The organism is Dyadobacter sp. 3J3 (assembly GCF_009801115.1).
Taxonomy (GTDB): Bacteria; Bacteroidota; Bacteroidia; order Cytophagales; family Spirosomataceae; genus Dyadobacter.
Genome location: NZ_VTOL01000025.1, coordinates 1 through 24,489 on the forward strand (window position 1 = coordinate 1; position 24,489 = coordinate 24,489).

Here is a 24,489-nt window from a genome sequence, read left to right on the forward strand (position 1 = left end):
CGTTCCGTTCTCAACTTTCAAGGGGGTCAACATGTGCCGGAATGGCAGGCGATTCCAGCGAATCAGGCTACTTTAACATTCCAAAACATTCCGGCTTTTAGGGGGTCAACATGCTCCGGAATATCCAACAAGTCCATAGTTTAAAAAAACAGACTGAAAGTCAGGCAACGCTCAATCCCCTATGATGAAATTTTCGTTGCCATTTTGGTTTGGATTCCGGTGATGTTCTAAGTATTCATTGACCATTTCGTCAGTAATATTACCCGTGCTCCAACAACCAAAACCAATGGCCCAAAAATGACGGCCCCAATAACGCTTCTTCAATTCTGGAAATTCAAGTTGGAGTTTACCAGAGCTGCGGCCTTTTAGAAGTTTGACAATAGTGCTTATATCCTGTGAGGGACGATATTCAACATGCATATGAACGTGGTCCTTAGATACAACTCCTTTCAATATTTGTATGCCTTCGGCCTCACATATTTGTATCAGAAGACTACGGCAACGAATTTTAATATCTCCTTGCAAAACTGCATAGCGATATTTAGTTGCCCAAACTATATGAACAGATAACCGAGAAACTGTATGACCATTAACTCTTTGAAAATCCATGGCTCAAAGTAACCATTTTTAGAAGCTAAAGCGAAATGCAATAAATTGCATAGTTTTAACTATCCCTGTGACCAATAAAAAATGTTGGCCGAAGTCTCATACGTCATAATCAGCAACGTCAAGCTCATTTGTTTGGAACCGCATCTTGAATCAGCGATACTAAAATTTAGGTAACTTTCTCAGAGATCATATTTTATGATGCCACTCTTTTCAGAAAGTTTAAGAATATCATTTGCCCATTGTCTTGCTTGAATAAGATTGCTAATTTCATTCACATACTGACGTTTTATCTCAATCAACGCTCTTTTACACGACCACCCCGTAAAACTTTTGGGGTCTTCTATCTTTAAAATACTATTTTGATCCGGAAGCTTAGCAAGCGCTTTTTTCAGAGCTTTATGTATGGGGTTATTCACGTCTGCTACTGGGAGTACATTATACCCCGCGCTATAGTAATTAATCAGCTTAGATACCTGGTAACCAGCAACAAGACAATCAAGAGCTTTATGCCTTAGACCGCCGTATGCAGAATCATCAGCTAAATACAAGTTCGGGATGACAAGTCTAGCTCGATCAATAAACGAAGATTGGCTTGTTAGCAAGGAACTATATTTCTTCCAATACTCATCGGGTCCGTATTTAACATGATCCGTTTCACACAACGCTGCTGCGTCTGACAATGTAAAAATAACTTCATTGGAAAAATTAATTATTGGCTCTCTAAACTCCTTCCATGTTAGGGCAGTCTGAATCTTCTTGGTCTTTCTTTCTATTAACAGCCCAAGTGTAAATATTAGCATTGTTAACAGAACACCTATCAGATCAGCGTGATCATCGAGAAAGTTGAAAAAAGCCATTTAACAGTAAGTTTAAGAATTTCCGTAACTTTTCAAGGTTCTCAAATTTACAAATTACTTGCATTATTAGTTTGGCAACTTATTTAACGGATAAAGTTTAAGACAAGGCATATTGAAACGGCTTTTCAATAAAGTGTCCAAAATCGCGGCTCAATTTGCGCAGGAATTAATTCTTGAAAAGCTCGCCAATTTCGACGCCATACTCACTGGAGAGGCAAATCTTAATACCGATTAAAAAATGACTTCTTTTTAGATGAATTGTATGTACGGAGAATGTCTCTATTTTAAAAGACATGCCCCAATCAGAGTACATTTCCGATTTCTGGCAACCAAAAGCAATAATCACCCTATGTATGTTAAGCTAGCGTTTTCTTTCCCATCAGGAGCACCCTGATATTGTTTTGTAAAAAGCAAATGAATAGTCTGAGACGAACTAGTTAGTTTATAACAAGTTAACCCCCTGTTATCCACATTTCCTTGCCGGGTTAAAGATGGCTTTTGGACAATAAATGTAGAATATCCAATATTGATCTGTTGATCATGTACGGGTAAGAATGTTTCTTTTCCTGAAAACATAAATGCATTTTCGCTCGATGACAGATTTTTAACACTCATCATTACTTCAGTGTCTTTCTCATTCACCCAAACATCCATTTCTTTTTTCCATTCTTGTTCTATTTGCTCGCCATCCAGTGCTTTACATACAAATCTTGCATTTTCCCAATTTGCTTGAATGATATCATTAAACTTTAAACCAGAAAACGAAAGTGATTTAAACTTTTCGATTTTTTTTAATAAGATGAAATGCTCTTGATAGCCCTGCCAACTCTTATGTGAAACAGTGTCTTTATTCAAAGCCCCTTCAAAAATCGGCTTATTATCAACAAATAGTTTAAACCGATGACCACCAAATGCGTTACATAAAAACTGGAAATTTTCAATCTCTTCTTTGACAGATCCACAGATTTCTTCATGAACGCATGAATAATCCAAGAAAACCTTGCCGCTTGCCCCCATCGTACTTCGCTTACGATCAATTAAAATCTCAATTTTAGATCTCTTGATTGTGAAGGATACTTTTGTCTTATCTTTTTTGGAGTAGATGCTGAACTCAACTTGCTCGTAGGCTGTATCATCATCGAAACGAATATCTCCAATTATTGTTCTTGTAGGGCTTGGACTTATGAAAAGCTCGGAGATATCCTCCGGCACACGAATTCCTTCCAAAGAAACTGAAAAATTTTTGATCTGATCATTCTTAAGTATCAATTCATCAAATGAATCGCTATTGATGTATTTGCGAATAATTTTTGCAACTTCTAAATCAGTTTTAAACTCCAGCAAAACGTTTACTTCTGGCCCTGCAGGAATGATGGATACAGTCTTATTGGGACCCTTTACCCCTGTTAATTGTAAGTTCAGATTGTAATTGGCAATAAAGTCTTGCAGCGTCTCGGCGTTAATAAAGTCACTTTTGAAATCACTGTAGATATTTTCTTTGATATCTTTCGTTAATTCATCAAAAAATTCCTGTGCCCCACTGTCTACATAGGTAATATTTCTCCTGGCCAAAGCCACTTGATCCGGCATATTCCAACCAGGCGCTACCAAGAAACACTCATGTTTGTGATCACCTAAGGCTTTAAAGATTCTATCCAAAATAATGTTGATATTGTCATCACCAAGGCTGTAACCGATAAACACAACTGGCTTGGATATAATTCTCTCTTTAACGACTGTCCAGTAAAGCGACTGATCAAGATTTTCAACAAAAAAATTGTTGTAGTCATTTCTCGATAAAATGATCCTTTCCGGCCTTGTAACGCAGCCGTGCACTTTAAAAAGCTCAACCTGAAAATTATCTGTATAGGTTAAATCCTGGTCAGTAATCACCGGACTAATTCTGCGTTCATATGCAATTTCAAAAAGTCGATCGTAGTTAGTTGTTATTATTGTTTTGAAATGGGGGATTTTGGCAATGGTATCATGAATTGATGTATCCACAGGTTTTTTGCCAAAAACATCTATCACAAGCTTATTAAGCGTCCTTTTTGTACCGGATTGTGAAACCAAAGCTTCAGAGACATCCAACAAGGAAGATTCTGCATTAAGCCGGTAATCTTCGGGTCGATTAATTTGCGTTAAAATGTTATTTTTAAAAGCACTGGCACTGGGGTAACCAGCGTAGCATGACATACCCGAACCCACAAATAACGCAACCCTTTCCGTACGTATCAATTTAAACAGCCTTTCCTTAGACATTCGATATATTTATGATCTATTTTTTAATAAATTAGGGAATTCTAAAACAATAATTCTAATTAAATTGCAATCGATAAGCTTAGTCCTTAGTTTCGCCTTATTTCTTCTTCAACTTTCCATTCTAATGAAGTAGAACAGCAGTTACTTTAAAACTAATAGTTCCGTAGCTTACCTGTGGATATATTCTACTTGATCCGAAAATTTCCGAAGCCTGAAGGTTGCCATCTATTAAATTAAAAAGAATTTCACCCTAGCTCAGGGATGGCGCTGCATTCTTCACCAATAATTTAATTAGAACGTTTAGGCTTGCTAATATTCGCAGGATTTTGGTGGGAACCAAATTTTGCAAACAGAGGCCGAATCGGACTCGGTATGCTACATAAAAAGAAATGTAAAGAATATCTAGCCACATTACCTATGCCGGGTCATCCATGCGTGGTGTTTCTTCGCCTTCTCCCTTGTGGGCGGCATAAACGTTAAGCTGACAAAACCTTTTTCGGCTAAGTATTTGGCGTAGACAGCTGCATCTTTTTCTTTTACTCCAGCTGCCAAATATGCAACTTAAAGTAGCAGATAAAGGATTTTATCAATCTTGCTTTCGGCCCGGTGATAAAGACTAGCAGCAACTTTAATATTGTTAGACTGAAAGCTAGCTCGTTTTGCTATCTCAGAACTTTTCTGTGTCATTATTGAATTGTAATGATTTTACACAAAATTCCGGCTGAGGGCATCGCTAGCCTTATACATTTCCACTGAATGCCTATAAATTTCTCGGAAATAGTAGGAATAAGATTCAGTCTTCATTGTAATCGCTCGATTGTTGGTTTGCTGGATTGCTGCACCAAGTTCATTTTTACTCGATGACCTACAAAAAACGGGAGTCAGGCAAATGCCTGGCTCCCCGAGAATGTTCGTCAGAAATGTAAGAATGTCATTCCAGGATAATTCTGATCTTGTCAATTTTCAGTCAGAATCTTTTTGTGGCACAACGTGCAGGTAATAAGTACCACGCGGTAAATCCTTCACTTGCATTTCAATAGTGTTACCATTTTTGAACGTTCCTTGCTCAAAAACATCTTTTACTGATATGCTTTTTATGGGTGCCATTGACTGCTCACCATAAAGAATAACTTGCTCAGGCAAAGCTGTTGTCGTCTTGACATCACCAAATGTGATATTTAGATAATCTTTGGCCGGATTCGGATAGACATTGTAAGCTGCCATAAAACAGTTTTTGGTGCAAATAGTCAGCCCAGTATTAGTCGTTCCACAAGAATTAGATGCAACAACGCTGATACCGGAGCAGGCTATACTATTGTTTGAAAACGTTGCGCTCGAACCTGAACCACTCAGGCTTCCGGTTGACCCGGGTTGCAGCGTCCATGTGTAGGAATTCATTGGATCATGACCGACAATGTCGATATAATTTGAGCTACCTACACAAACCTGACCGTTCTGAAAAGGTTGACCATTAACAGTAAAACTGATAGTAGGTTTTCCGACATTGATTGTTTTCGTTAATTGAAAACCGGGGCAACCACTAAAATATGAAATGGTCGCGGTAATTGTCACCTGACCATCTCCTACCCGACTTGCGGCACCAGTCGATGCGTTAATAGTCAGCACACCAGTGTTGCTGCTTGACCATTCTACTGTTGATCCGCTCGGTATGTTCGTCACCGAATATGAACCTGACGGACAGATCTGCGCAGGACCAGTTATAAATGCGCTTGGCAATGCAGACATTACGGCTGCGTACGCATTAACGCGGCCATAACCGAAAGTGTTATCGAAGCCGGCTGAGCCCATATCTGTTGCAGTCTGCTGTAGTTTAGTTCGGACCTGCGCTTCCGTTAATGCAGGATTGACAGACAGCATCAATGCTGCAACACCCGCAACCTGCGGGCAAGCTGCTGATGTACCTCCAAATCTGTTTGTGTAATTCCCGGTTTCATGGCCATTGGTATTCATTCTGTCAGTCGTGGTAAGATTACCTAGCAAACTTACGTCACCTGAGGGTGCAACCAGGTCCATTTCCGAGCCTCTGGAGCTATAATTCCATATGGCACCTTGATTAGTTATTGCACCAACAGCGATATTGTTTGGTATATTGGCAGGAAAACTAACACCCGACCAAGCTAGATTACTATTGCCTGATGCAAATACTAAAACTGCCCCTTTTGTACCACCTCTGCCGGTAGTCCTTGCGGAATTGTAGGCGGCTGTGATGTTACTCTCTGAATAGCCCTGAATCGGAACGCCCCAAGAATTGCTCAATATGTCGGCATTACCCCCGTTTGAGGCCACCGCCCAAGTAATTGCTGCGCCGATTTCTGATCCGGTAAACCCATTACCCGTCACAGGATTTCTCAGGATATTTACGGAGATGAGGTAAACATTGGGTGCGACTCCTTTTACGCCCACGTTGTTATCATGCGAAGCACCGATAATGCCAGCACAGGCAACTCCATGCCCATCGGAAGCAACCTATGGCGCCCCTCCTGTATTAAGAGAACCGGCAGTAAGTCCTCCTAAGAAACGGCCATTGTTCCATTCGTCATGTCCATCTATGCCCTCATCAAGGACGGCAACCCTAATATAACAGCCCTTTGTTATCCCCCAGGCATCTTCTGCCTTAATGTCGATACCCGCTGTCCCCCCAAGCTGTCCTGTATTTTTTAAATAATATTGATCAGTATAAAGAGGGTCATTAAAGGTAATGGTCTTTGTCAATAGATCAGGGCTTGCCCATTCTACGAGTTCCGATTCATGTATTTTGTTAGCGATCTCCAAAGTCTTTGAAGGCTCCGGAACCTTCATCAGATAAGGACCATATTCTAGCTTTTTGATCAACGTTAGTCCATATTTTTTAACAATTTCATCAATTCGGGTACTTCCATTAGGCTGAATTGTTATTTCGCCCGTTAGAAATATGGGGATAGCCTGTTTTCCAATATTCATAGAGGGAATAATTTGTTTCTTAGCCTCATCCGAAAGAGAGGCAACAGATAACGCATTGGTAAAGTCGATCCTGTTTATCTTATTATGAGCCCGGCTTACCTCTTTGACATCACTTTCCTTGAATCCAAACTTGGACGCAGTAGCTCTTATGTCTGCAGTACCTTCATATGGTACCGAGACAATTTGATAGTTAAGATCCACCGGAATTTTTTTGTCAATGCTCCAATAATATGATGATTGACCCATAACAGAACCCTGGATCATTACGATGATCCAGATGGAGAGCAAATTGTGTTTCATAAATATTTAGCGTTTAGTTAATGAATTTTCACAGGATTGTTTTGAAGCCACATCGCACACAATGATTTTCACAGGGCTAAAAATGGCTTGACAAACAGTAGGTTTATGCTTCGTCTCAGCCGCCTGGTCGTAATGCGATTCAATGTAAAATTCTGTGTCAGCGTATTGAACGGATTCTGGCAAATCCAAAACTGCGGCAAAATAATAAGTAGTATCCGAAGTCTGGGACTTGTAAGCTGTCGCTAATTCAGTTGGCGACAGAAATTGTATCAAGTGAAGTGGCTTGTCGGCAGGACAATAGTTGGAGATGAATTTAGCTCGAAGACAGGTTGAATCATCAGTACTTTGAACAGCGTCGTCCGTGCATGAGAGTATTGCTCCCATTGCAAAAAATGCTACCAGTGTCGTAAACAGCTCCATAATCATTCAGGTTTGAGAAATGGATATAACAATGAAATTTGTAGACACATAAAAAAGTAAAATCGTTGTAACTATTACAATATTTTTTTTAATTAATTTTATTTGTAGATCACAGAACAAATACTTGCATACTCCATAAGTTGCAATTGTTGTCTGACACAAAGCTAAGACCATCTAGCGCTGATGATCAAAACCAGCATTTTTTCGGCATATTCAGTCAATTCGGAATTTATCAACCAAAACAAAACACTGGCAATGCTCTTCACCGTCAAGTTTTTTTGGTGACAATCAATCCAGGTATTATACAAAATAGTAGCATTTTGATTCAAAATAGTGTTATTTATACTTTGTTACTTTGAGACACTATGTTTATTTAAGATAATCCTCCATGAAAGAACAATATGACCATGATGACCATTCCTGGGCACTCGACCTGCAAGACCGAATCCGACATATATCACAGGTCGATCGGGGACGGAAGGGATATTTTTGTACAGGGTGTCGCCAGAGAATGATTGCAAAAAAAGGCGAGATTAACAAACCTCACTTTGCTCATGACCCACAGGATAAATCTAAATCAGGCAAGTGCACTTATTCGGAAGAAACTTTCAGGCATAAACTTGGCAAGGAAATACTGCAACGACTAAAACAGATAAAGGTGCCTTCACTGAGGAAATATCCAAGTGAAGGACAAAATGGGTCCGTAAACATTATTCGGGATTCCTGGGTGGTGGAAGCTGATACGGTGGCAATTGAAATGCCCTTTTTTGAAAATGAGAATGGGCAAATTATTTGGGGAAAGAATCCTGAATGGAAGACTGATACGGCTAAGCATTTGATGATCCAGCCCGATATTACATTTTTTGACTCAGCAGGCAAACCGATCCTTTTGATCGAATTAGTAGCAACACATAAGATTAACGATGATAAACACCAAAGGATTAGGAATCTAGGCCTTGACACAATTCAGGTCAGCCTGCCTAACGGACCATCCGAAGAAATAGAAGAGACATTTACTAAAACAACCCGAACAAAATGGGTTTACAACTATGAGCGCGAAAGCACCGAGTACCAATATGTTCCCCTTAGAGCTAGCGAGGAAGTATCATTTGGCGATGAATTCGAAGAGCGACTTGTCAAATTTGAAAGGACATTCGAATGCAAAATATTCGAAATTAATGAAGCTATACGCAGATTTAGAAGACATTTGGAATCTGAACAATTTACAAGCGCTAGAGAATCAATCAACATTAAAATACGACGCACTGAGAGAAATACAACAGCAGCTCGAAAGCAATGGCGAGAACTACAGGCAAGAATTGAAGGAGAGGTATCAGAAGGATTTGAATCAGAGAGAGTCAGACTTGACGAAATTGAATCAAATTTTATCCTCGCAGATAGTCGATTTAGAGCAAAATACGCTGATCTGGAAGAACGATATAAACGCAAAGATCGGGAACTTAAAATTGAAGAAAGGACATATCGATCAACAAGCCAGCACGAAATTGACGAGCTTGAAGAAAGAATACGAGAATCGGGAGCAGATCCAGAGCCTTTATCAGACCGAATTGCAAAACTCCGCGCAGATGAAGGAAAATTTGAGCAGTCAATTAGAACCGAAGAGGGTAATATTGAAAGCCAAACAGAAGTCACTATCGGAAAAATCGCAACAACTGATGGAGAAATCCAGCGAATTGAACAACAGATGGCAGGATTTCCAGATGAGTCTGACGAGCTTGAGACAAAAGTCAGAAAAGAAATTGAAACAAGAGAAAACGGATTTCGAGAAGAGCTTGGCAGAGCTGAAAGTAACCTTAGAGGAGACATTGACCGCCTCGGAGAGATCTCAGCTGGAGCAATTAAAAACAGAGATTTTAAGCGAACACCCCGCCTCAACAGACAGATTAAGGAACTTGTTGAAGCAGGGGGATTATTGGACACTATCCCTGTTGCTGCCAAACTATACGAACGACTGCAAGCTGCTAGAAAAGAACTTAATACGGGATCTTACAAGACTTGGATTTAATCTGAAAGATTTCTTACAGAAAATGGCAGAGCGAGTTTCTAATTTCCCTACTAATCAACAATCCTCGAATTCCTAGTTTCATAGAAATGCCGACCAACTCATTACAATTAAACAATCAACCAGAAGCCAAGATTTACAAAATATCTAAATAATTACTATGGTCAGCAAGCGATCAAATGTTGTATAGGCAAAAGTAGTATATATAAAGTACCTAACGAATTCGACATTAAGCAATTTTACATGTGCTAACACTTGATGGTAATAATTTCTGACCACCTGGTAGTGTACCTGGGAGACAATCTTTCCTGCTTCATTTTCCAGACTCTGTCCAGATCCTGAGAGGCCAGTTTTACTTTTTGCTGTCCTAGTGCTTTGTTTAGTTTGTCCATGACTGCCATCAGTTGAGCATGGCGTGGGTCAGAGTTTTCGAAAATCATCCGCTGGGCTTGGGCTGCGGGTGTTATTTCCATTGCCAATACCCCCGCTTTTTTGTAGCCAAACCCGGTTTTGTAAATCCGGTTGAGTGCGTCGACCGCGAAGTGGGCGAGCTCGATACCGCTATTAGTCGGAAACGGTAGTTCGACGGTAATCATCCGGTTGTATTGTGGCTGATCCGGTCGGAAGTTGTTGGTGTGGATGAATACCTGAATCACGTTGCAATATGAATCTTGCTGCCGGAGCCGTTCGGCGCAGATGGTTGCAAAGGTGATCACCCGTTCTTTAACCTTTTCAAAATCGGTGTAGTTTTCGTTAAAGCTCCGGGTTACTGCTATGTTTTTCTTTGGCTTTGCTTCTTCCAGGTCCAGTGTGCGGATGCCTGCCAGTTCTCGTTTTAGTCGCAGGCCGACGATGCTCATATGCTTTTTCACCCACTGGTCCGGGAGCTGTGTAAATTCCAGTACCGTCTTGATTCCCATGCCTTTCAAGCGTTTGAAGTGTTGCGGACCGATACCCCAAACGTCGTCAATCGTAAATGTGGCTATTTCTTTTTCAAGTCCTTCGACAGAATCAATAACGTAAACACCTCCCGTTTCCGGACGTTTCTTGGCAATCTTGTTGGCAAGTTTTGCCAATGCTTTTGTAGGTGCAAAACCTACGGAAATTGGTATTCCGGTTCCCTGGCTTACGGCCTTCCGCATTTTCATTCCAATCTCATGCAAACTGAAATAGTCAAAACCATCGAATCGCAGGAATGATTCATCTATTGAATAAACTTCAATGTCTGGCGTGAAGGCGCTTAAAATACTCATTACACGAGAGCTCATATCGCCATATAAGGCGTAATTAGATGAAAATACGTGCACTTTTTGTTGTTTAAACAGCCCATCAAAGGCGAATGCAGGAACGCCCATTTTGATTCCCAGGGCCTTGGCTTCGTTGCTACGCGCAATAACGCAGCCGTCATTGTTGGACAGCACCACAATCGGTTTCCCAACCAGATCTGGCCGGAAAAGTCGTTCGCATGAAGCGTAAAAGTTATTGCAGTCGACCAGGGCGAACATCAGAAGGATTTTATTACATGTACAACAATGCCCCATACCTGGAAGTCGCTCTCGTCTGTCACCCAGATTGCCGGGTATTTTGGATTTTCAGCAACAAGCCAGCATCCCTTTTTCTCGAAACGTATGCGCTTGACGGTGAATGCACCATTGAGAAATGCGACAATGATTCTGCCTTCGGTAGCATCCAGACTCTTGTCGATCACGACGATATCGCCGTGACAGATGTTGACATCTTTCATAGAATCGCCGTCGATCCGGGCAAGAAACGTCGAAGACGGGTTCTTGATCAGCTCCTTGTTCAGATCAATGGTCAGGTCAATAAAATCGGCTGCCGGTGATGGAAAGCCGGCTGTCAGACCAGGCATCACGGGAAGATCCAGTGATGTGGTGACCTCGGCCGGAAAGACTTCAACAAACCCTGATCCAGTTAGTGAAAACATCATATCAACTCAAAGTCATAATCCCTATGAAATCTGAATAAATGTAATCTTCTATGGCATCCAGTTGGCCGGGTTGAAGCTTATTTTGCTCAATTCTGGCAATTTGAATTTTCGCTGCTTGAATAGCCGTTAACAGGAATTCCCGTTCGTGACGTACTTTGCGATCTCTATCAAGGATCTGGATTCTGATTTTGAGCTGACCGGAACCAATCAGCTTTGAGTTTTTCCAAAACCGGACAGGCAGAATCAATGACTGTTCCGATGTAGAAAACTCGAAAACGAAGATGGGAATACTGCAAAAAATGTCCATTCTAAAAGTCATCCTGGCAAATGAATCCCGGTCGATGTCGTTGTCCAGAAAATTTACGACAAGTCCCTCTTGCTCTTCGATAATATTTGATTCATCAATAGTTTTCATAATTTTTGTTGATTAATGTTGAAAATTATCCTCACTTACATAATACACTGACGTTTAGAACCTAAAAACAAAATGATACTTTAAGTATCATTAAAATGATTCAATAGATACCAATGTTACCGTTTTTTTTTGCGTTTGCCAATATCGGATTCAAAAATATTTTCCGAAGCAGTCGGACGTATATTCACTTGATTGACGGCAAATTGTATTGATTTACGGCCAGAAATTCTGCTAGCATGGTTTTCGTTACAGAATTCTTAAATTCATGTTTGATAGAAAAAATTCGAAAAATTATGTGTTATCACGTCTCGAATGAATTTGACGCGAGCGATATCGCCCGCGAATTTCGGCTTCCGGAAACAAAGCTCGAGTTGTTCAAGAAAAAATACGATTTCAACGGCTTCGAGAAACCATATCTGCCGGTTATTAGCATGGAGAATCCTCGAGAACTTACCGCATACCGGTGGCGACTTGTGCCTGGATGGGTGAAAGATGAAAAAGACTGGAAGGCCAATACATTGAACGCGAGAAACGACGAACTTTTTGACAAAACTTCATACCGGCAATATTGGGGAAACCGGTGCCTGGTAATATGTACTGGATTTTTCGAACCTCATTATCCGGTAATCGGCGGCAAGGAACATGAGTCCTGGTATATCAAACCGAAGGATAAAAAGTTTTTTGCGCTCGGTGCGATTTACAATGTTTTTCAGGGCATCCCTACTTTTGCGATTGTAACCAAGGACGCAACTCCGCTAATGGCGAAAGTGCATAACGATGGCGAGCGGCAACCGTTGATACTAACAGGAAATGCGGCGTTATCCTGGTTGATTCCTAATCTGACGCGTAGCGAAGTAGAAGGCATAATGAATTTTGATTATCCAGACGAAAAACTGGAAGCCTATCGCACCGTCGACGGAATTTACAATGCAAAGGAGGATACAAACGTTCCTGGGGCAATATTGCCATACGAGCGTCCTGCTTTCGATTATAAGGACCTTTTTGGATTGGATTAAAATTAGAGAAAGAACTGTGTGATCTTATGGCAGAGTCGGCCAGTCTCAATTTACCGCACGCAGCCTGGATTGGTCTGCGAGTGCCACGGCTGCATCGGTGTCAAACGCCAAAAAATTCAGTGAATTGCTATCGGTCCACCTGGAATCATTTGATTCGACACTGGATCAAATGCAAATCCAATGAGACCGCCGGATGATACTCGATAGGTCCAGCCGGGAGGGCTTCAAACAATGTTCCATCCCGGAACATTGTTACTTCAAAGGGTATTTTATATCAGCCAAAACAGGAAGGTATTTCTCAACCTCCAAGTTCGTTTCAGATGGATGAACTGCCGTAGGATTTTCATTACTTTGCAGATAATTGGACAGCATTTTTGCGTGCCTGTACTCGCAAAAAAAGGCAGTTGGCAAACAACCATCCTTCCACCGGTCAGGCTAGCCATAAGATTTCACTGGAAGTTACTTTACATTCGGTATTCATTAACAAGGCTTTTGTTTTCAATACCCTGTAAAACAGAACTTTGTTATCATATTTCGATTTCTAAGATAAATAAATTATTAGAAAGGGCAGCACCCTGTTAAATGGTGTTATTTTTCGGCACCGTAAGATGCAGACAACGAAAGATTACCAGCAAAAATCATAGCAAGGCATTTAATGATTAATAGCAAACTTGATAATTTTTTTTGAGCTAAACCGATTGCTGGACTCATAGTAGGGATGGCTTTAGATCATCCGGATTAGGCGGGTTTCAACAAATGTAAATCAGACAAAACAATTGCAACTACTTCCAAAATGGTTTTACAACATTTCAACTTCGACGACAAAGACATAAAAAAAAAGTTTAAAGTATCCCCAGGTCCTATCAGCAGCTGGAAATATTATTATGAGTCTTACAGCTATGCCTTGAATAAAATCTTTGAAACCGGACTAACGATGTCTTACGCTTTTAATCCGAGAGGGCGTGCCATTATGTTTTTGCTCAGACACAACTTAGAACTATGTCTAAAATATAATCTGCAAGAAAATGGCCTTGAAATTTATAATATTCATGATTTCACTGAACTAGTCAAGGGATTGGAAACGCCACCTCAGCTATTGAAAATTATTAAACTGGTTGATTTTGACCCAGATGGATCATCATATCGATACTATTTGAACAACGACACGGGAGGTCCCTTTTTCGATGATGGAATTACTATTAACGTTGCCAGGATTCTGGAGCTTCATAATCTGATGGTGTCTAACCAGGAAGAAAATTTCAATGTACAGCCGATAGCCCCAATCTTTGATTACTATAATCGAAGAAATGACTGGAATTTAACCCTACATATGGGTGAATGCAAGGGATTGGGGCAAATTAGGACGCATTATGACGATACCGTTGCTTTGCTGATTAATGGTGTCATGGAAGGAAGATACAGCACAAACTTACTGTATTTACCGTTGATGTTCATGCTCAGGCATTCCCTGGAATTGGCATTGAAATTCTGTATTATCGAAGCCAGCATTATGTCGCCATTAATCAGCGCCGATGATATCGGCAATGAACATTCTTTATCCAGGCTTTTTCGTATTTATACGGAATTTTTAAAGAAACTTGATACCTCTACTCTACAAGATGATGTCGCAACAAAACTTGAAGAATATCTGGACCAATATGGCAAGCTTAATGGGATAATTCATGAACTGGACAGTAATTCCAGGCAGTTTAGGTTTCCCGTAAACGTAAAAGGTAAACCAGTAAGTTTCAGCACCGAAAAATTAAAATTAACCGACGTCTTACAGTTATACGCGTTCACAGACCCTTTACTGAATTTCACGAACCTGGTATTACGTGATTGTAATGTGATCTAAAAATCTGGTTCCGCTACGTCATAAGACATTAGATGACGTGGTTAGTTGTTTTCGAAAGTCAATCTTTAAGGTAATTCTATCAATGAAAAAAATAGAGGCCAGATTCGATTTCAATTTTTGTCATGTTTTTCCTCTTTTCAATTTCAGCTAAATCCTCGGAGGGATAGATTGAGGATAAGCGGTTTATGACTTCTCCATCTTCGGTTACTGATCCAATCCAAATGCTATATGTCACTCCATTTAATTCAAAAAAAGTTGAGTATTGGTATCTCTATTAATTTGAATGTCTGCTATTTTCCCACTTTCCCTTATCTTATCAAATGTTTCTTTCAGGGTGCTATGAACATTTCCTAAAAGAAATTGCTGACTAAAATTGGATTTGCCGATTAAGCCTGGTCTGACGCTTGGGGCGATGTGCCTTCCCAAATGAACGAAACTTTCATAATCGTAGATTATCGTATTTTGACCAATGGTAAATTGATGTTCATTTGTATCCCGGACGACCTCTAGGCCACGTAAATAGATATATTTATACAGCAAGGTGAGTTGTTTACGGTATGCTTCCCTTAGAAAATAACCCATTCCATTGTCTTGAACAGCATCCATTTCCTCCTCTATGATGCTTTCTGCTTCAATGCAGGTCCTTTGTAGTAATTGATCTCTGTGATTTCTGAGCTTTAAGATATCCTTCCACTCAATCGCTACTTCATTCAGAAACACAACATTTTCCTCATTTTCCCAAGCTGTAAACTTCTTCTCACGCAAATGGCGATGTAGCCGATGTCCATTGATATCATTTGAATACTCGCAATTTAGAAGCAAGTATATGAAACGGGAATCCCGAAGAGCAGGATGTGCTAAATCTGCTATTCTTTCCTCCCAATGGCTATCCTGGTTTTTGAAATGTTCAGCGTTAGCAAGTATGGAATCATAAACCCAGTGTTTTTCGTCGGGAGTCAGATCTGGAACACTCATCCTCAATCTATTACTTAACCGGTCAAGAATCTCTATCTTGGTTTCAACATCAGCTTCACTATCACCAAGTCCATCAAGATATTCTTTGGTATAGTAGTCTTTTCTTTTTGCCATCAATCTTGCTATATTACGAAATGTCTTCAGCTGAAAATTTATTCCAATCTAAGATCTCATCCGTAAAACGTAAACAATTTACGGCCCCACGGCTCTTCACAAAATAAAAAAGGATTAGCAGATCATGGTTTTTTTTGAATTGAGACACAATTAACTCTGTCAATACACTTGATCAAATATGGATGTTCAATCTGAAATATAATATCGTCAGCGAATAAGAATATCGTTAATTCCTCTCCGCGTCAAGGATTGAAAGGACTAATTCGTGGACCATTGTGCAAGGGTTCCGCAGATGATAGGCAGGATTCGTTTGAGCAAAATGAGCTTGCAAAACTTTTGATCTTTCAATTGCCACATCTCGTCTCTCCTTTAATAAAGGCAATACACTAGTTAAGAAGTCGTAGCGCTTTTTAAAATTATTCTTATAGTAAAAATCTGGGTGGCCTGTAATACGTGCCAAATCTTCATGTTGATTAGGAATTGCTTTAAAAACCTCCGTAAGCCTTTCGTAAACAAAGTCCCTGTGAAATGCCTGATCGTTTACCACTTCCTCAAAATGAAGTAAAATCCAAAGCTCGAAACAATCATTGCTCCATGCGACCCTGATGCCCGCATCTTCTGCAAGACTTATTGCATTATCAAATTGCAGATCGTTTACCTTTTTTATTTGGGTTAAATCTGTGTGCTCGAGATCCCGATCATAGACACACCAAATTTTTTCATCGATTGAATCTAAAACTTTATGCCTTTTTCCGTCAAAATGCATCAATCCGTCTTCGGTACACTTTTGTATGGCATTTTCTAGATTCAATTTTTTACTGCGTTGATTTGGGATCTCATTGATTTTCACACGATCACTTCCAAACGATCGAAAATACAATGGCTCACTAACTTCGTCTTCACAAAATATTATAAAAGTAATTAACTGATCTTCAACTCTTTGATCACTGATTCTTATATCCCAAGGATCGACTTCCATTTGCTGAACTTAATTAGTAATATCTTTATCCGACAAATAATTACCTAACTGAGGTAGAGCGCCATAAAAGCCTCCCAGGTATTGACGCGCAAAATCAGCATTATTCCTTATACCCCGCAAGTCTGCCAACGAATAGAGCCTGGTCTCATCGTAAACTGTTTTTTCAGTAAAATAAAATTGATCCCGACGCATATAGTCCGGACTCATTAGACTTGTATCATGACTGGTAAACAAAAGCTGGGCATTGAGCTTATTCACGGCGACATCTTGAAAAAGACAAATTAATCTTCTTAATAATGATGGGTGAAAATTACTGTCAATTTCATCTGACACAAACATACCGCCGGTTTGGAATCGTTCATATAAATCACCAATGTAGGAATAAAACTTTTGCGTCCCTTCTGACTCATCTGAATCCAGATCCATTTGAATACTTCCAGATTGCTCTCCTTTTTGATCATATACACTTTTCTGTAGCCTCACACGGTTTATTGTTAGGTTCTTCATTACCTCAACATCTTCTAAAGATACATCGGTGTATGTCAAACCAGCCTCTCTCAGCCAGCCCAATACAACTTCCTTATTGCCATTATTAATAAGCCTGTCAGTTGTCTCCCTATTTCTGCCTCTGGTAATAAATCGCAAAGACCTTTGAGGTCGTGATGCCTTAGAAGGCTCTATTAGGATTTTGTCACTAATGAAATCTCTGATTTTTTTTGACGTAGGGCCATCGTATGAAGTACAAAAAGTCAAAAATAAAGTATCCTTTCTCAATTTATCTTTCGGAAGGCCATCACCTTCTTTGAAAAATTCTTGATTGATTTCGATTTCGTTTCCCCTCCGTTTAAAATAAAAAGTTTCATTTTTTTGCGCTGGGCCAAATAACCATTCCGTTTGAATAGCGGATCTGCTATCTAAAGTGAACCCGTAACGAAACTTCTTATCATCAAGAGACAAAACCATCTGAAAATAGCCAGAATTATTTTCTTTTTCTGAGGCTAGTTTGTATGGATTTATTCCGAACAATAAAACGTCATCAGACTCCAAAGATCCATCAACCATATCTTGAAAAAAGCTAAGGCCTTTTATAAGATTGGATTTCCCACTGGCATTGGCACCATAAATACCAACTATTTTCAAGAATTTATTTCGATCATCTTGAACTATAAGATTTTTACTATCGACCTCGGAGGTCAGTCCCGTCGCTCGAAAACTTAAAGTCTGCTGAACGTGGAATGATCGAAAGTTTGCTAAGCTGAATTCTATTACCATGATGTATATTCGTATCAGACCAAAGTTAGAGTCAATTTTTCACAAATCTGTCATTTATCTACGAATTTTGAAATTTTACTTTGTTTGACGGTACTACAAAGTGAAGGTTAAGGTGCTTTTAGTACATTTGATATTTTTATTGAAGTGAGAGAAAAAATCGGTGTTCAGTAAGCTATCCTGAGAAATACCCGCAACATGCTCTCTGAGGGCTTTTCAACGACCACCATTTGTAAAGTTCTGGAAGTATCCCCAGAGTTTGTAGCTCATGTCCAAAAGGAATTTAGCAAATAAGCTTCATAAGCCAAAAATGCCTGATCACAAGCACCTTATATATGTATATCAAAATCGGGAATATTTTAGGTCCAACAGAAGTTCATGAGCCATACCACAATCGGATGAGCTCAGAAAAAAGGACCAGAACTCCGTCTGATCCCTTAAGTATTACCACACACACTAATTCGCCTTGAAGGCGATGTGATTGTAAGGTAGACGAATATCCATGGATTCGTCACTTCTCTATGGTATTAAGGGTTGCCGTTTGGAGATTATGAACAGCCAGGAAGCCAGGCAAAATACTGCTTACCGGCAATCTGAATGACAAAATTCAAACTATATTACTTATAAAATTCCCGAGTTTAGTACCGTAGCGTATTTCCTTAATTATGGACTACCCTACCCAATCCTCTCAAATTTCTCAGATCAATGCCCTCCTTGCGATTAGGAAAGAGGATTACACTTTGACGGATACCTGTCACCGTTAAATAAGTTTTCCCTCCAAAATAGTTAGTTTGTACAATACAGGTAACTGTATTGGAGCACCCGATTCTATCTAAATACCTGCCATGCTTGATACTACTTATTTTGATGCTTACGAAAGCGGAACGTTCCGTAATTTCTGCGGACCGTCGCAGTTTCACAAACCGTTCTCTTAATCCGGAATCGGTGTGTTGTTCATTAGAAATTTGTCAGACATCAAACGTTCGACCGATCTACTAAACGAAAATCAATGATCAGGCCTTTTTATCAGTGCCAATCCATGAAGCGTGCTTCATTAATGCTGATTTTCGCTAAGTTTGCATCTTAAATGCTGTATAATAATTATCATACGGAGTTTACATTATCTTGACAAAATAAAAATGCTTGCTCAAAAATCTTCTGATATCATTGATCCAAGGCGTCTTTCACGGCTGATCAATAATGCTGCCCTCAAGGCAGTGATAACAGGAGACAAGTCAGGCGCGTACATTAAAAGAATGAAAAAAATGCTTTCATGGGATAGCATGGAGGCAGATAGGCCAAAGACAGTCAATGATTTGATTCATTACGCTTATCAACATCTTTTAAAAGAATATCGCTACGAATATCTCTACAAATCTGCACTGCTCAATGAGTTTGTTTTGAGGAATTACTCACTAGCGGACACCATTTTATTGAATGAGTTTAGAATTGGGAAGTCCAAGGCTGACACCGTTCTGGTAAATGGCACAAATAAGGTCTTTGAAATAAAAACAGAACTGGACTCCGCTGATCGGCTAAATTCGCAAGTTGCTGATTATTACAAGGCGTTCTCTGAGGTATACATTGTTACCCATATTAGTCTGATTGAGAAGTATAACCAAATTGTGCAGTCTGAGGTCGGCTTACTAGCGTTTTCTAACGAAGGTGGTATATCAGTCATCCGTAGCGCAAGAGTCAATAATTCAATGCTCGACTGTGCAGTAATGTTCAAATCTCTTCGTAAAAGCGAATATCTGGAAATGACCCGGCTCATCTGTGGATACATTCCAAACACAACTCCCGTCAAGCTTTTCACTGAGTGCCTGGAGATAGTCGGTCAGTTTGAAACTGAGTTTGTTCAAAAAAAATATTTAGAGGTTATCAAGAAAAGAATTAATAAAGAAACCAACGATTTAATAGTATCCGGTGCTTTGCCAGAATACATAAAATTTTCATGTTATCACCTCAATCTGAATTCAAATTCCTACCTTACTTTGATTAAAAGATTGAATAGTAAACTCTAAATAATTCTCCATGTATTTCCCCTTTCTGCGTGGCAAACAATTTGAACTATTAGCACTACGGGAATTAGCGGCATTACCACTAGACCCGGAAAAAATATCACCCATTATAGAACCGGTAAAAAGAGATCTAAAAAGTATATTGACTGCTGCGAAAACGCTAACCAGGCAGAAAATTGAAATTCAGCTAATTGTAAATCCTGAGCATGGAGATCTCAAAACAGCAAAGGGAGATGTACTTGACTTTATCGACAATTTACCAGCCCATGGTGTTACAAACGTAGTGCCAACCTTTATAATCAATAGTGAAAAAGATTTCGTTTTCTTCAAATCTACGATTGTTGAAAGAGGTTATGATCAATCAGGATACAGCGTCGTACAGCTCAATACCATTACATCGACCAACGAACTGTCAACCCTTATCGGAAAAACAGCGGCAAAAAATGTCTTTATCCAGATCAATCATATTTTCGGTTTGAAAAGAAAGTACAACAAGGAAATTTTATCCTACCTCAACGATCCTTTTGTAAAACAGAAAAAAAACGCCGACTATGAACAGTATCCGGACGAAAATTTCTCAAACGATTATTTCTATTTCAGTGAGGAGGGTTATAAGGGTTTTGCGGATTATCTGACAATTGGTGGAGAATATATCGAAGGAGGTATGTTGCCTTACGCAGTCGCTATTCATTTGACTTATAAAGATCCCGATAGCGAAGATATCAGAATATGCCACTTTCTGTCCGACAGTAATGACGGTATAGAAGATACCGCCGGTAAATTTTATGAAGCGCTGACAAAGCTGGTGAAATTTGTAAACAATCGTGATTTAGACTCCCTCGCAATTCGGCAATTCAAAGATTATTATGAGCGGCAAGCTTTTCCCGGTCTGGGAATTATCAAAAAGCTGTCAATCATGCATCACATCGAATTGGTACAATCCCTTCTTTGATTTACATGAACTGCAGCGCGAACTGTTTTTCCGATCATGCTATTAAAGCATTCATTACTTCGATGGCAACGGCCACTGGACTTTGTCAATTCTCGAATGCATCAGCCGTATCTGTCATTGATATTAAACTTCTTGCGGACAAATTTGATAATCTGCTATCTACCTATTCAGTTGTTTCCGGTTTTGACCCCGCTGAACCACATGGAGAGCAGGTGATGATCTTTGATCACATATTGTCCTATTGGCCAAATCTATTTGACAATCAGGTACTTCCTGTCGGCCAGTGTCAATTACTATTACAAAGCATTGCCAAAGAATCAGCAAACTACGACCGCAGGTTGTTCGAAGAGCCTGTTTATTTTAACCCGCAATACAATACAGACGCTCAGGAGCTGGGCTTGAAATGGGATGTATTTACAACTGAGATAAAAAGCAAAAACAGGTTCTTTCTTACAGAAATGATCGATACAGACACGCTGAGATCGGTTTTTGAAAGGCTGAATAAAACCTATTCAACTGGCACTGTCTTCTACCGGGGTCGAATATCAGATACGCCTCTTTCCATTGACAAAATGGGCAAGCCGCCCAAAGAAAAGACAAGTGCCGGGAGAGCTAATCCTGTTGGAATACCGTATTTATATATGTCCAATGATCAGGAGACAACTCTTTACGAAACACGAATAAGTTTACATGAGACGATTACACTGGGCGATTTCATTACTACTGCTCCTCTCAGTGTTGTAAGTTTGAAAAATGTAAATGAATACGGTCCATTCGATATTGAAACAAAGGGATTTAGTATTGAAGAATTTATCCGGGTAAAATCTTATTTACTGAAGCTAGGTTCCGAGCTATCCAAACCAGTCAGAAAACAGGACAGTGATCTTGATTATCTCCCCACGCAATTTCTTTGTGAGTTCATCAAATCCATTGGATTTGACGCAGTGGAGTATAGAAGCGCAATGAATCCATCCGGCTTTAACCTTGCAGTTTTCAATGATCACAAGCTCAGCTGCACCAGTACTCAATTCTACTCTGTAAGCGAGCTTCATTACGTTTGGGAGCAAACAGGGTTGGTTACCAGTATGAGTTAATCTAATGGTTCTTCGGAGCTGGACCCCTTTGTATGTTCCCAGCCAATAAGCCCATATTTTGTAGGGCAACGATTCCGTTTTCGACACTTGATCCCGGTATTTGGAAGCAAATAAAACGATAAGAGAATCCTATCTTGCCCGATATATCCCGCGATAACTCCAATAAGCTCACTCAGTTCACTTAAAAATTTCAGAAATCCTGCTATCTTGGGCCCCATGGGCAAAATCACCTCCATACACGACTCCTTCCGAATCGTCGGACAGAATCCGAGCCATTATGGCTGATAGGAACATTGCAATTGAATATTTCCAAAGTTACCTGCCGCCATTTATAGCCGGACAACTGGATTTTTCCACACTTACGCAGCTGCCAGACGTTTATGTATCTGCAGAATTGCAGAAAACGATGTCAGACATTGTATATTCTTGCCAAAGGAAGGATCGAAAGGGAAAAATAAAAGTATCGCTGTTGATTAAGCATAAGAGTTACACCGATAAGTACACTCCTGTTCAAATAGGCAGCTACATTTTTTCTGGATTGCAGAAACAAATTGAGGCTAAGGAAAAGCAGCTTTCACTTATCATTCCAGTACTATTATATCATGGAAAGGAAAAATGGGAATACCATACTCTGGGCGATCTTTTCAAAAATTTAGAACCTGAATGGAAGCAGTTTCTCCCAGAATTCGACTTCGTCTATAATAATCTTGGTAACTTATCGGACGAGCAGGTGGAATTATTGCACAATAAATTTCTTGTCGCGTCGCTGCTAGCTTTAAAACATACATTTGATAAAGAGTGGCTGGAAGTCAATCTTTTGAGGCTACTGTCTATTCCAGAACATGTTCCCGAGAACTTGCTAAGTAAGTTCATTGTTTATATATTTGAAAGTAGCGGATTCAAGGAAGAGCAAATCATAATGACAATTGAGACATTACCGTTAGAATTAAAGAATACTGTCATGAGCACATTAGACATTTTTGTTGAAAAGGGAAAAAAGATCGGTCGTCAGGAGGGGGTTAACGAAACACTTTTTAAAAACACGCAGAACATGCTTCTGAAAGGCTTTGCTGTCGATACTATTTGTGATATACTGGAAGTGACACCCGATTATGTCGCCCGTGTTCAAAATGAGATGAGCAAGTAAGATTATTTGCTAAATTCCGTTACATATAATTTTTACGGTACTGCAACCTTGCCTAATCCCACCCCTAAATTTCAATTCTTCACAAGAAAAGTAATATCGAAAAACTTTTAAGCTTCCTGGCTGAACAAGATTTCTGCTCAGCCGGTACTATACTCTCACCGTTAAATAAGTTTTCCCTCCCAAATAGTTAATTTGTACTACTCAGGTTACTATATTTAGATTACCCGATTCTATCTAAATATTTTCCATGCTTGATACTACTTATTTTGACGCTTACGACAGCGGCACGTTCCGTAATTTCTGTGCACCAGCGCAGCTTCACAAAGACCTAAATACCCTCTATGGCCTGATCGTAGGCATACAAGCAGATGGGCACATCAACGAAACAGAAATTGAGCTTCTGCATTCCTGGGTGAATTCCATCGGTACGTTAAAATCCAAAGCACCTTATTTCAAACTGGTTGCAAAAATCAATGAAATTCTGGAAGACGGCATCGTGACTGTCGAAGAAGCAGAGGATCTGATCTGGCTTTGCCGGAGCTATCTCGACTATAATACCAATCCTTACTATGACGTGATCACCTCCGCTACACAACAGCTCGGAGGATTTTTGGCCGGAATATCTGCTGACAATACCATTAACGCAGGTGAGCTAAACGCTCTGCGTAACTGGTCCTCAGAAAACGAATCATTATTCAATACCTGGCCGTTTGATGCCCTGCTTCCTGCTATCGACAGAATTAGTGCTGATAGACAGCTTCCGGCAGACGAGCACGGTGAACTGCTTTCATTTTGCCGTTCTGTTTCTGCGATTAAACCAGTTGGGCAGACAAAAACTGAAACCGTTGCCAAGCTGCCCATGCAGGCAGTTTCCATTCTCATCCAGGACTCAACCTTTTGTTTTACCGGAGAATCTCCGAACTACACCCGCAAGGAGCTGGCTAAAATCGTGGAGATGTACGGTGGTGTTGCAGCGGCGTCCGTTACTACACAACTTCATTACCTCGTTATTTGCGATGTCCCCAATCCAGCCTGGGCATTTCAGATGTATGGGCGTAAGGTTGAGAAAGCAATGAACATGAAAAAGAAAGGTTCAGGGCCGGAAGTAGTTTTTGAACAGGATTTGCTTGATGTGCTTAAAACTTTCGGGTATTCGTAATCTTGACATATAGATTAGTATGTATTTCTGGAGGCATAGGCCGTTATTCATTAATAACCATTTTTTGCCATACGAATAGGACTCAGTTTTTCTTCCTTATCAAGGAATGGTCT

General features: G+C 39.9%; 20 protein-coding genes and 1 pseudogene. 8 read left to right on the forward strand and 13 right to left on the reverse strand.

All coding sequences use genetic code 11. The annotated features are described in order from the left end of the window. Positions 1 to 171 precede the first annotated feature (171 nt). The 7 genes and pseudogenes from tnpA to FZF08_RS29795 form a co-directional block, all read right to left on the reverse strand. Positions 172 to 609: an IS200/IS605 family transposase gene (gene tnpA / locus FZF08_RS29770; protein WP_159477927.1), complete on the reverse strand. Its 438-nt coding sequence runs from the start codon at positions 607 to 609 to the stop codon at positions 172 to 174. 179 nt (positions 610 to 788) lie between these two features. Then, complete coding sequence (locus FZF08_RS29775) at positions 789 to 1,466, reverse strand: hypothetical protein (protein WP_159477930.1); 678 nt, start codon at positions 1,464 to 1,466, stop codon at positions 789 to 791. A gap of 342 nt (positions 1,467 to 1,808) precedes the next feature. Continuing rightward, complete coding sequence (locus FZF08_RS29780; RefSeq protein ID WP_159477933.1) at positions 1,809 to 3,728, reverse strand: SIR2 family protein; 1,920 nt, start codon at positions 3,726 to 3,728, stop codon at positions 1,809 to 1,811. A 963-nt stretch (positions 3,729 to 4,691) separates the two neighbouring features. Beyond that, positions 4,692 to 5,537 carry a T9SS type A sorting domain-containing protein gene (locus FZF08_RS32230; RefSeq protein ID WP_310590625.1) on the reverse strand — a complete coding sequence of 282 codons (846 nt, stop codon included), beginning with the start codon at positions 5,535 to 5,537 and terminating at the stop codon, positions 4,692 to 4,694. Next, a pseudogene (locus FZF08_RS32165) lies at positions 5,511 to 6,197 on the reverse strand (S8 family serine peptidase); the annotation flags it as partial. The pseudogene FZF08_RS32165 and the gene FZF08_RS32230, both read right to left, overlap by 27 nt. Positions 6,198 to 6,215: 18 nt before the next feature. Continuing rightward, positions 6,216 to 6,989, reverse strand: a complete 774-nt coding sequence (locus FZF08_RS29790; RefSeq protein WP_159477936.1) for a hypothetical protein — start codon at positions 6,987 to 6,989, stop codon at positions 6,216 to 6,218. Between the two features lie 6 nt (positions 6,990 to 6,995). Beyond that, positions 6,996 to 7,409, reverse strand: a complete 414-nt coding sequence (locus FZF08_RS29795; protein WP_159477939.1) for a hypothetical protein — start codon at positions 7,407 to 7,409, stop codon at positions 6,996 to 6,998. Between the two features lie 388 nt (positions 7,410 to 7,797). On the opposite strand from FZF08_RS29795, the gene FZF08_RS29800 reads away from it, so the two are divergent. Next, positions 7,798 to 9,435, forward strand: a complete 1,638-nt coding sequence (locus tag FZF08_RS29800; RefSeq protein WP_159477942.1) for a competence protein CoiA family protein — start codon at positions 7,798 to 7,800, stop codon at positions 9,433 to 9,435. A gap of 245 nt (positions 9,436 to 9,680) precedes the next feature. Here the strand turns inward: FZF08_RS29800 and FZF08_RS29805 are convergent, their stop codons facing one another. The 3 genes from FZF08_RS29805 to FZF08_RS29815 are packed head-to-tail and all read right to left on the reverse strand — an operon-like array spanning position 9,681 to position 11,795. Beyond that, positions 9,681 to 10,973 carry a Y-family DNA polymerase gene (locus tag FZF08_RS29805; RefSeq protein WP_229216754.1) on the reverse strand — a complete coding sequence of 431 codons (1,293 nt, stop codon included), beginning with the start codon at positions 10,971 to 10,973 and terminating at the stop codon, positions 9,681 to 9,683. Beyond that, positions 10,937 to 11,380 carry a LexA family transcriptional regulator gene (locus FZF08_RS29810; RefSeq protein ID WP_159477945.1) on the reverse strand — a complete coding sequence of 148 codons (444 nt, stop codon included), beginning with the start codon at positions 11,378 to 11,380 and terminating at the stop codon, positions 10,937 to 10,939. The genes FZF08_RS29805 and FZF08_RS29810 overlap by 37 nt, the downstream gene beginning before the upstream one ends. A gap of 1 nt (position 11,381) precedes the next feature. Beyond that, a complete protein-coding gene (locus tag FZF08_RS29815; protein ID WP_159477948.1) occupies positions 11,382 to 11,795 on the reverse strand; it encodes a hypothetical protein in 414 nt (137 codons plus the stop codon). Between the two features lie 293 nt (positions 11,796 to 12,088). On the opposite strand from FZF08_RS29815, the gene FZF08_RS29820 reads away from it, so the two are divergent. Next, on the forward strand, positions 12,089 to 12,811 hold the full coding sequence (locus FZF08_RS29820) for an SOS response-associated peptidase (RefSeq protein ID WP_159477951.1): 723 nt from the start codon (positions 12,089 to 12,091) through the stop codon (positions 12,809 to 12,811). Between the two features lie 793 nt (positions 12,812 to 13,604). After that, positions 13,605 to 14,666: a hypothetical protein gene (locus FZF08_RS29825; RefSeq protein WP_159477954.1), complete on the forward strand. Its 1,062-nt coding sequence runs from the start codon at positions 13,605 to 13,607 to the stop codon at positions 14,664 to 14,666. A 240-nt stretch (positions 14,667 to 14,906) separates the two neighbouring features. Here the strand turns inward: FZF08_RS29825 and FZF08_RS29830 are convergent, their stop codons facing one another. From FZF08_RS29830 to FZF08_RS29840, 3 genes are all read right to left on the reverse strand, one after another. Next, the gene (locus FZF08_RS29830) at positions 14,907 to 15,758 is read right to left on the reverse strand and encodes a hypothetical protein (RefSeq protein ID WP_159477957.1); all 852 of its coding nucleotides are present in this window, start codon (positions 15,756 to 15,758) and stop codon (positions 14,907 to 14,909) included. A gap of 223 nt (positions 15,759 to 15,981) precedes the next feature. Then, entirely contained in the window at positions 15,982 to 16,734 is a 753-nt protein-coding gene (locus FZF08_RS29835; protein WP_159477960.1) for an RloB family protein, read from the reverse strand. 9 nt (positions 16,735 to 16,743) lie between these two features. Next, positions 16,744 to 18,006: an ATP/GTP-binding protein gene (locus FZF08_RS29840; RefSeq protein ID WP_159477963.1), complete on the reverse strand. Its 1,263-nt coding sequence runs from the start codon at positions 18,004 to 18,006 to the stop codon at positions 16,744 to 16,746. A 1,136-nt stretch (positions 18,007 to 19,142) separates the two neighbouring features. Between FZF08_RS29840 and FZF08_RS29845 the strand changes: the two genes are divergently transcribed. The 5 genes from FZF08_RS29845 (at position 19,143) to FZF08_RS29865 (ending at position 24,376) form a co-directional block, all read left to right on the forward strand. Then, complete coding sequence (locus tag FZF08_RS29845; protein ID WP_159477966.1) at positions 19,143 to 20,027, forward strand: sce7726 family protein; 885 nt, start codon at positions 19,143 to 19,145, stop codon at positions 20,025 to 20,027. 10 nt (positions 20,028 to 20,037) lie between these two features. After that, positions 20,038 to 20,976: a sce7725 family protein gene (locus tag FZF08_RS29850; RefSeq protein WP_159477969.1), complete on the forward strand. Its 939-nt coding sequence runs from the start codon at positions 20,038 to 20,040 to the stop codon at positions 20,974 to 20,976. A 62-nt stretch (positions 20,977 to 21,038) separates the two neighbouring features. Beyond that, positions 21,039 to 22,070 (forward strand): RES family NAD+ phosphorylase, encoded by a 1,032-nt coding sequence (locus tag FZF08_RS29855; protein ID WP_159477972.1) that lies wholly within the window; start codon positions 21,039 to 21,041, stop codon positions 22,068 to 22,070. Positions 22,071 to 22,347: 277 nt separating this feature from the next. Continuing rightward, a complete protein-coding gene (locus tag FZF08_RS29860) occupies positions 22,348 to 23,217 on the forward strand; it encodes an Rpn family recombination-promoting nuclease/putative transposase (RefSeq protein ID WP_159477975.1) in 870 nt (289 codons plus the stop codon). Positions 23,218 to 23,464: 247 nt separating this feature from the next. Then, positions 23,465 to 24,376, forward strand: a complete 912-nt coding sequence (locus FZF08_RS29865) for a BRCT domain-containing protein (RefSeq protein WP_159477977.1) — start codon at positions 23,465 to 23,467, stop codon at positions 24,374 to 24,376. Positions 24,377 to 24,489: the final 113 nt, after the last annotated feature.

What these genes read in the sequence shown, in the direction of transcription:
- tnpA (WP_159477927.1), bottom strand. Translation starts at nt 609, where the DNA reads ATGGATTTTCAAAGAGTTAATGGTCATACAGTTTCTCGGTTATCTGTT.
- FZF08_RS29775 (WP_159477930.1), bottom strand. Translation starts at nt 1,466, where the DNA reads ATGGCTTTTTTCAACTTTCTCGATGATCACGCTGATCTGATAGGTGTT.
- FZF08_RS29780 (WP_159477933.1), bottom strand. Translation starts at nt 3,728, where the DNA reads ATGTCTAAGGAAAGGCTGTTTAAATTGATACGTACGGAAAGGGTTGCG.
- FZF08_RS32230 (WP_310590625.1), bottom strand. Translation starts at nt 5,537, where the DNA reads ATGGGCTCAGCCGGCTTCGATAACACTTTCGGTTATGGCCGCGTTAAT.
- FZF08_RS29790 (WP_159477936.1), bottom strand. Translation starts at nt 6,989, where the DNA reads ATGAAACACAATTTGCTCTCCATCTGGATCATCGTAATGATCCAGGGT.
- FZF08_RS29795 (WP_159477939.1), bottom strand. Translation starts at nt 7,409, where the DNA reads ATGGAGCTGTTTACGACACTGGTAGCATTTTTTGCAATGGGAGCAATA.
- FZF08_RS29800 (WP_159477942.1), top strand. Translation starts at nt 7,798, where the DNA reads ATGAAAGAACAATATGACCATGATGACCATTCCTGGGCACTCGACCTG.
- FZF08_RS29805 (WP_229216754.1), bottom strand. Translation starts at nt 10,973, where the DNA reads ATGGGGCATTGTTGTACATGTAATAAAATCCTTCTGATGTTCGCCCTG.
- FZF08_RS29810 (WP_159477945.1), bottom strand. Translation starts at nt 11,380, where the DNA reads ATGATGTTTTCACTAACTGGATCAGGGTTTGTTGAAGTCTTTCCGGCC.
- FZF08_RS29815 (WP_159477948.1), bottom strand. Translation starts at nt 11,795, where the DNA reads ATGAAAACTATTGATGAATCAAATATTATCGAAGAGCAAGAGGGACTT.
- FZF08_RS29820 (WP_159477951.1), top strand. Translation starts at nt 12,089, where the DNA reads ATGTGTTATCACGTCTCGAATGAATTTGACGCGAGCGATATCGCCCGC.
- FZF08_RS29825 (WP_159477954.1), top strand. Translation starts at nt 13,605, where the DNA reads ATGGTTTTACAACATTTCAACTTCGACGACAAAGACATAAAAAAAAAG.
- FZF08_RS29835 (WP_159477960.1), bottom strand. Translation starts at nt 16,734, where the DNA reads ATGGAAGTCGATCCTTGGGATATAAGAATCAGTGATCAAAGAGTTGAA.
- FZF08_RS29840 (WP_159477963.1), bottom strand. Translation starts at nt 18,006, where the DNA reads ATGGTAATAGAATTCAGCTTAGCAAACTTTCGATCATTCCACGTTCAG.
- FZF08_RS29845 (WP_159477966.1), top strand. Translation starts at nt 19,143, where the DNA reads ATGCTTGCTCAAAAATCTTCTGATATCATTGATCCAAGGCGTCTTTCA.
- FZF08_RS29850 (WP_159477969.1), top strand. Translation starts at nt 20,038, where the DNA reads ATGTATTTCCCCTTTCTGCGTGGCAAACAATTTGAACTATTAGCACTA.
- FZF08_RS29855 (WP_159477972.1), top strand. Translation starts at nt 21,039, where the DNA reads ATGGCAACGGCCACTGGACTTTGTCAATTCTCGAATGCATCAGCCGTA.
- FZF08_RS29860 (WP_159477975.1), top strand. Translation starts at nt 22,348, where the DNA reads ATGGCTGATAGGAACATTGCAATTGAATATTTCCAAAGTTACCTGCCG.
- FZF08_RS29865 (WP_159477977.1), top strand. Translation starts at nt 23,465, where the DNA reads ATGCTTGATACTACTTATTTTGACGCTTACGACAGCGGCACGTTCCGT.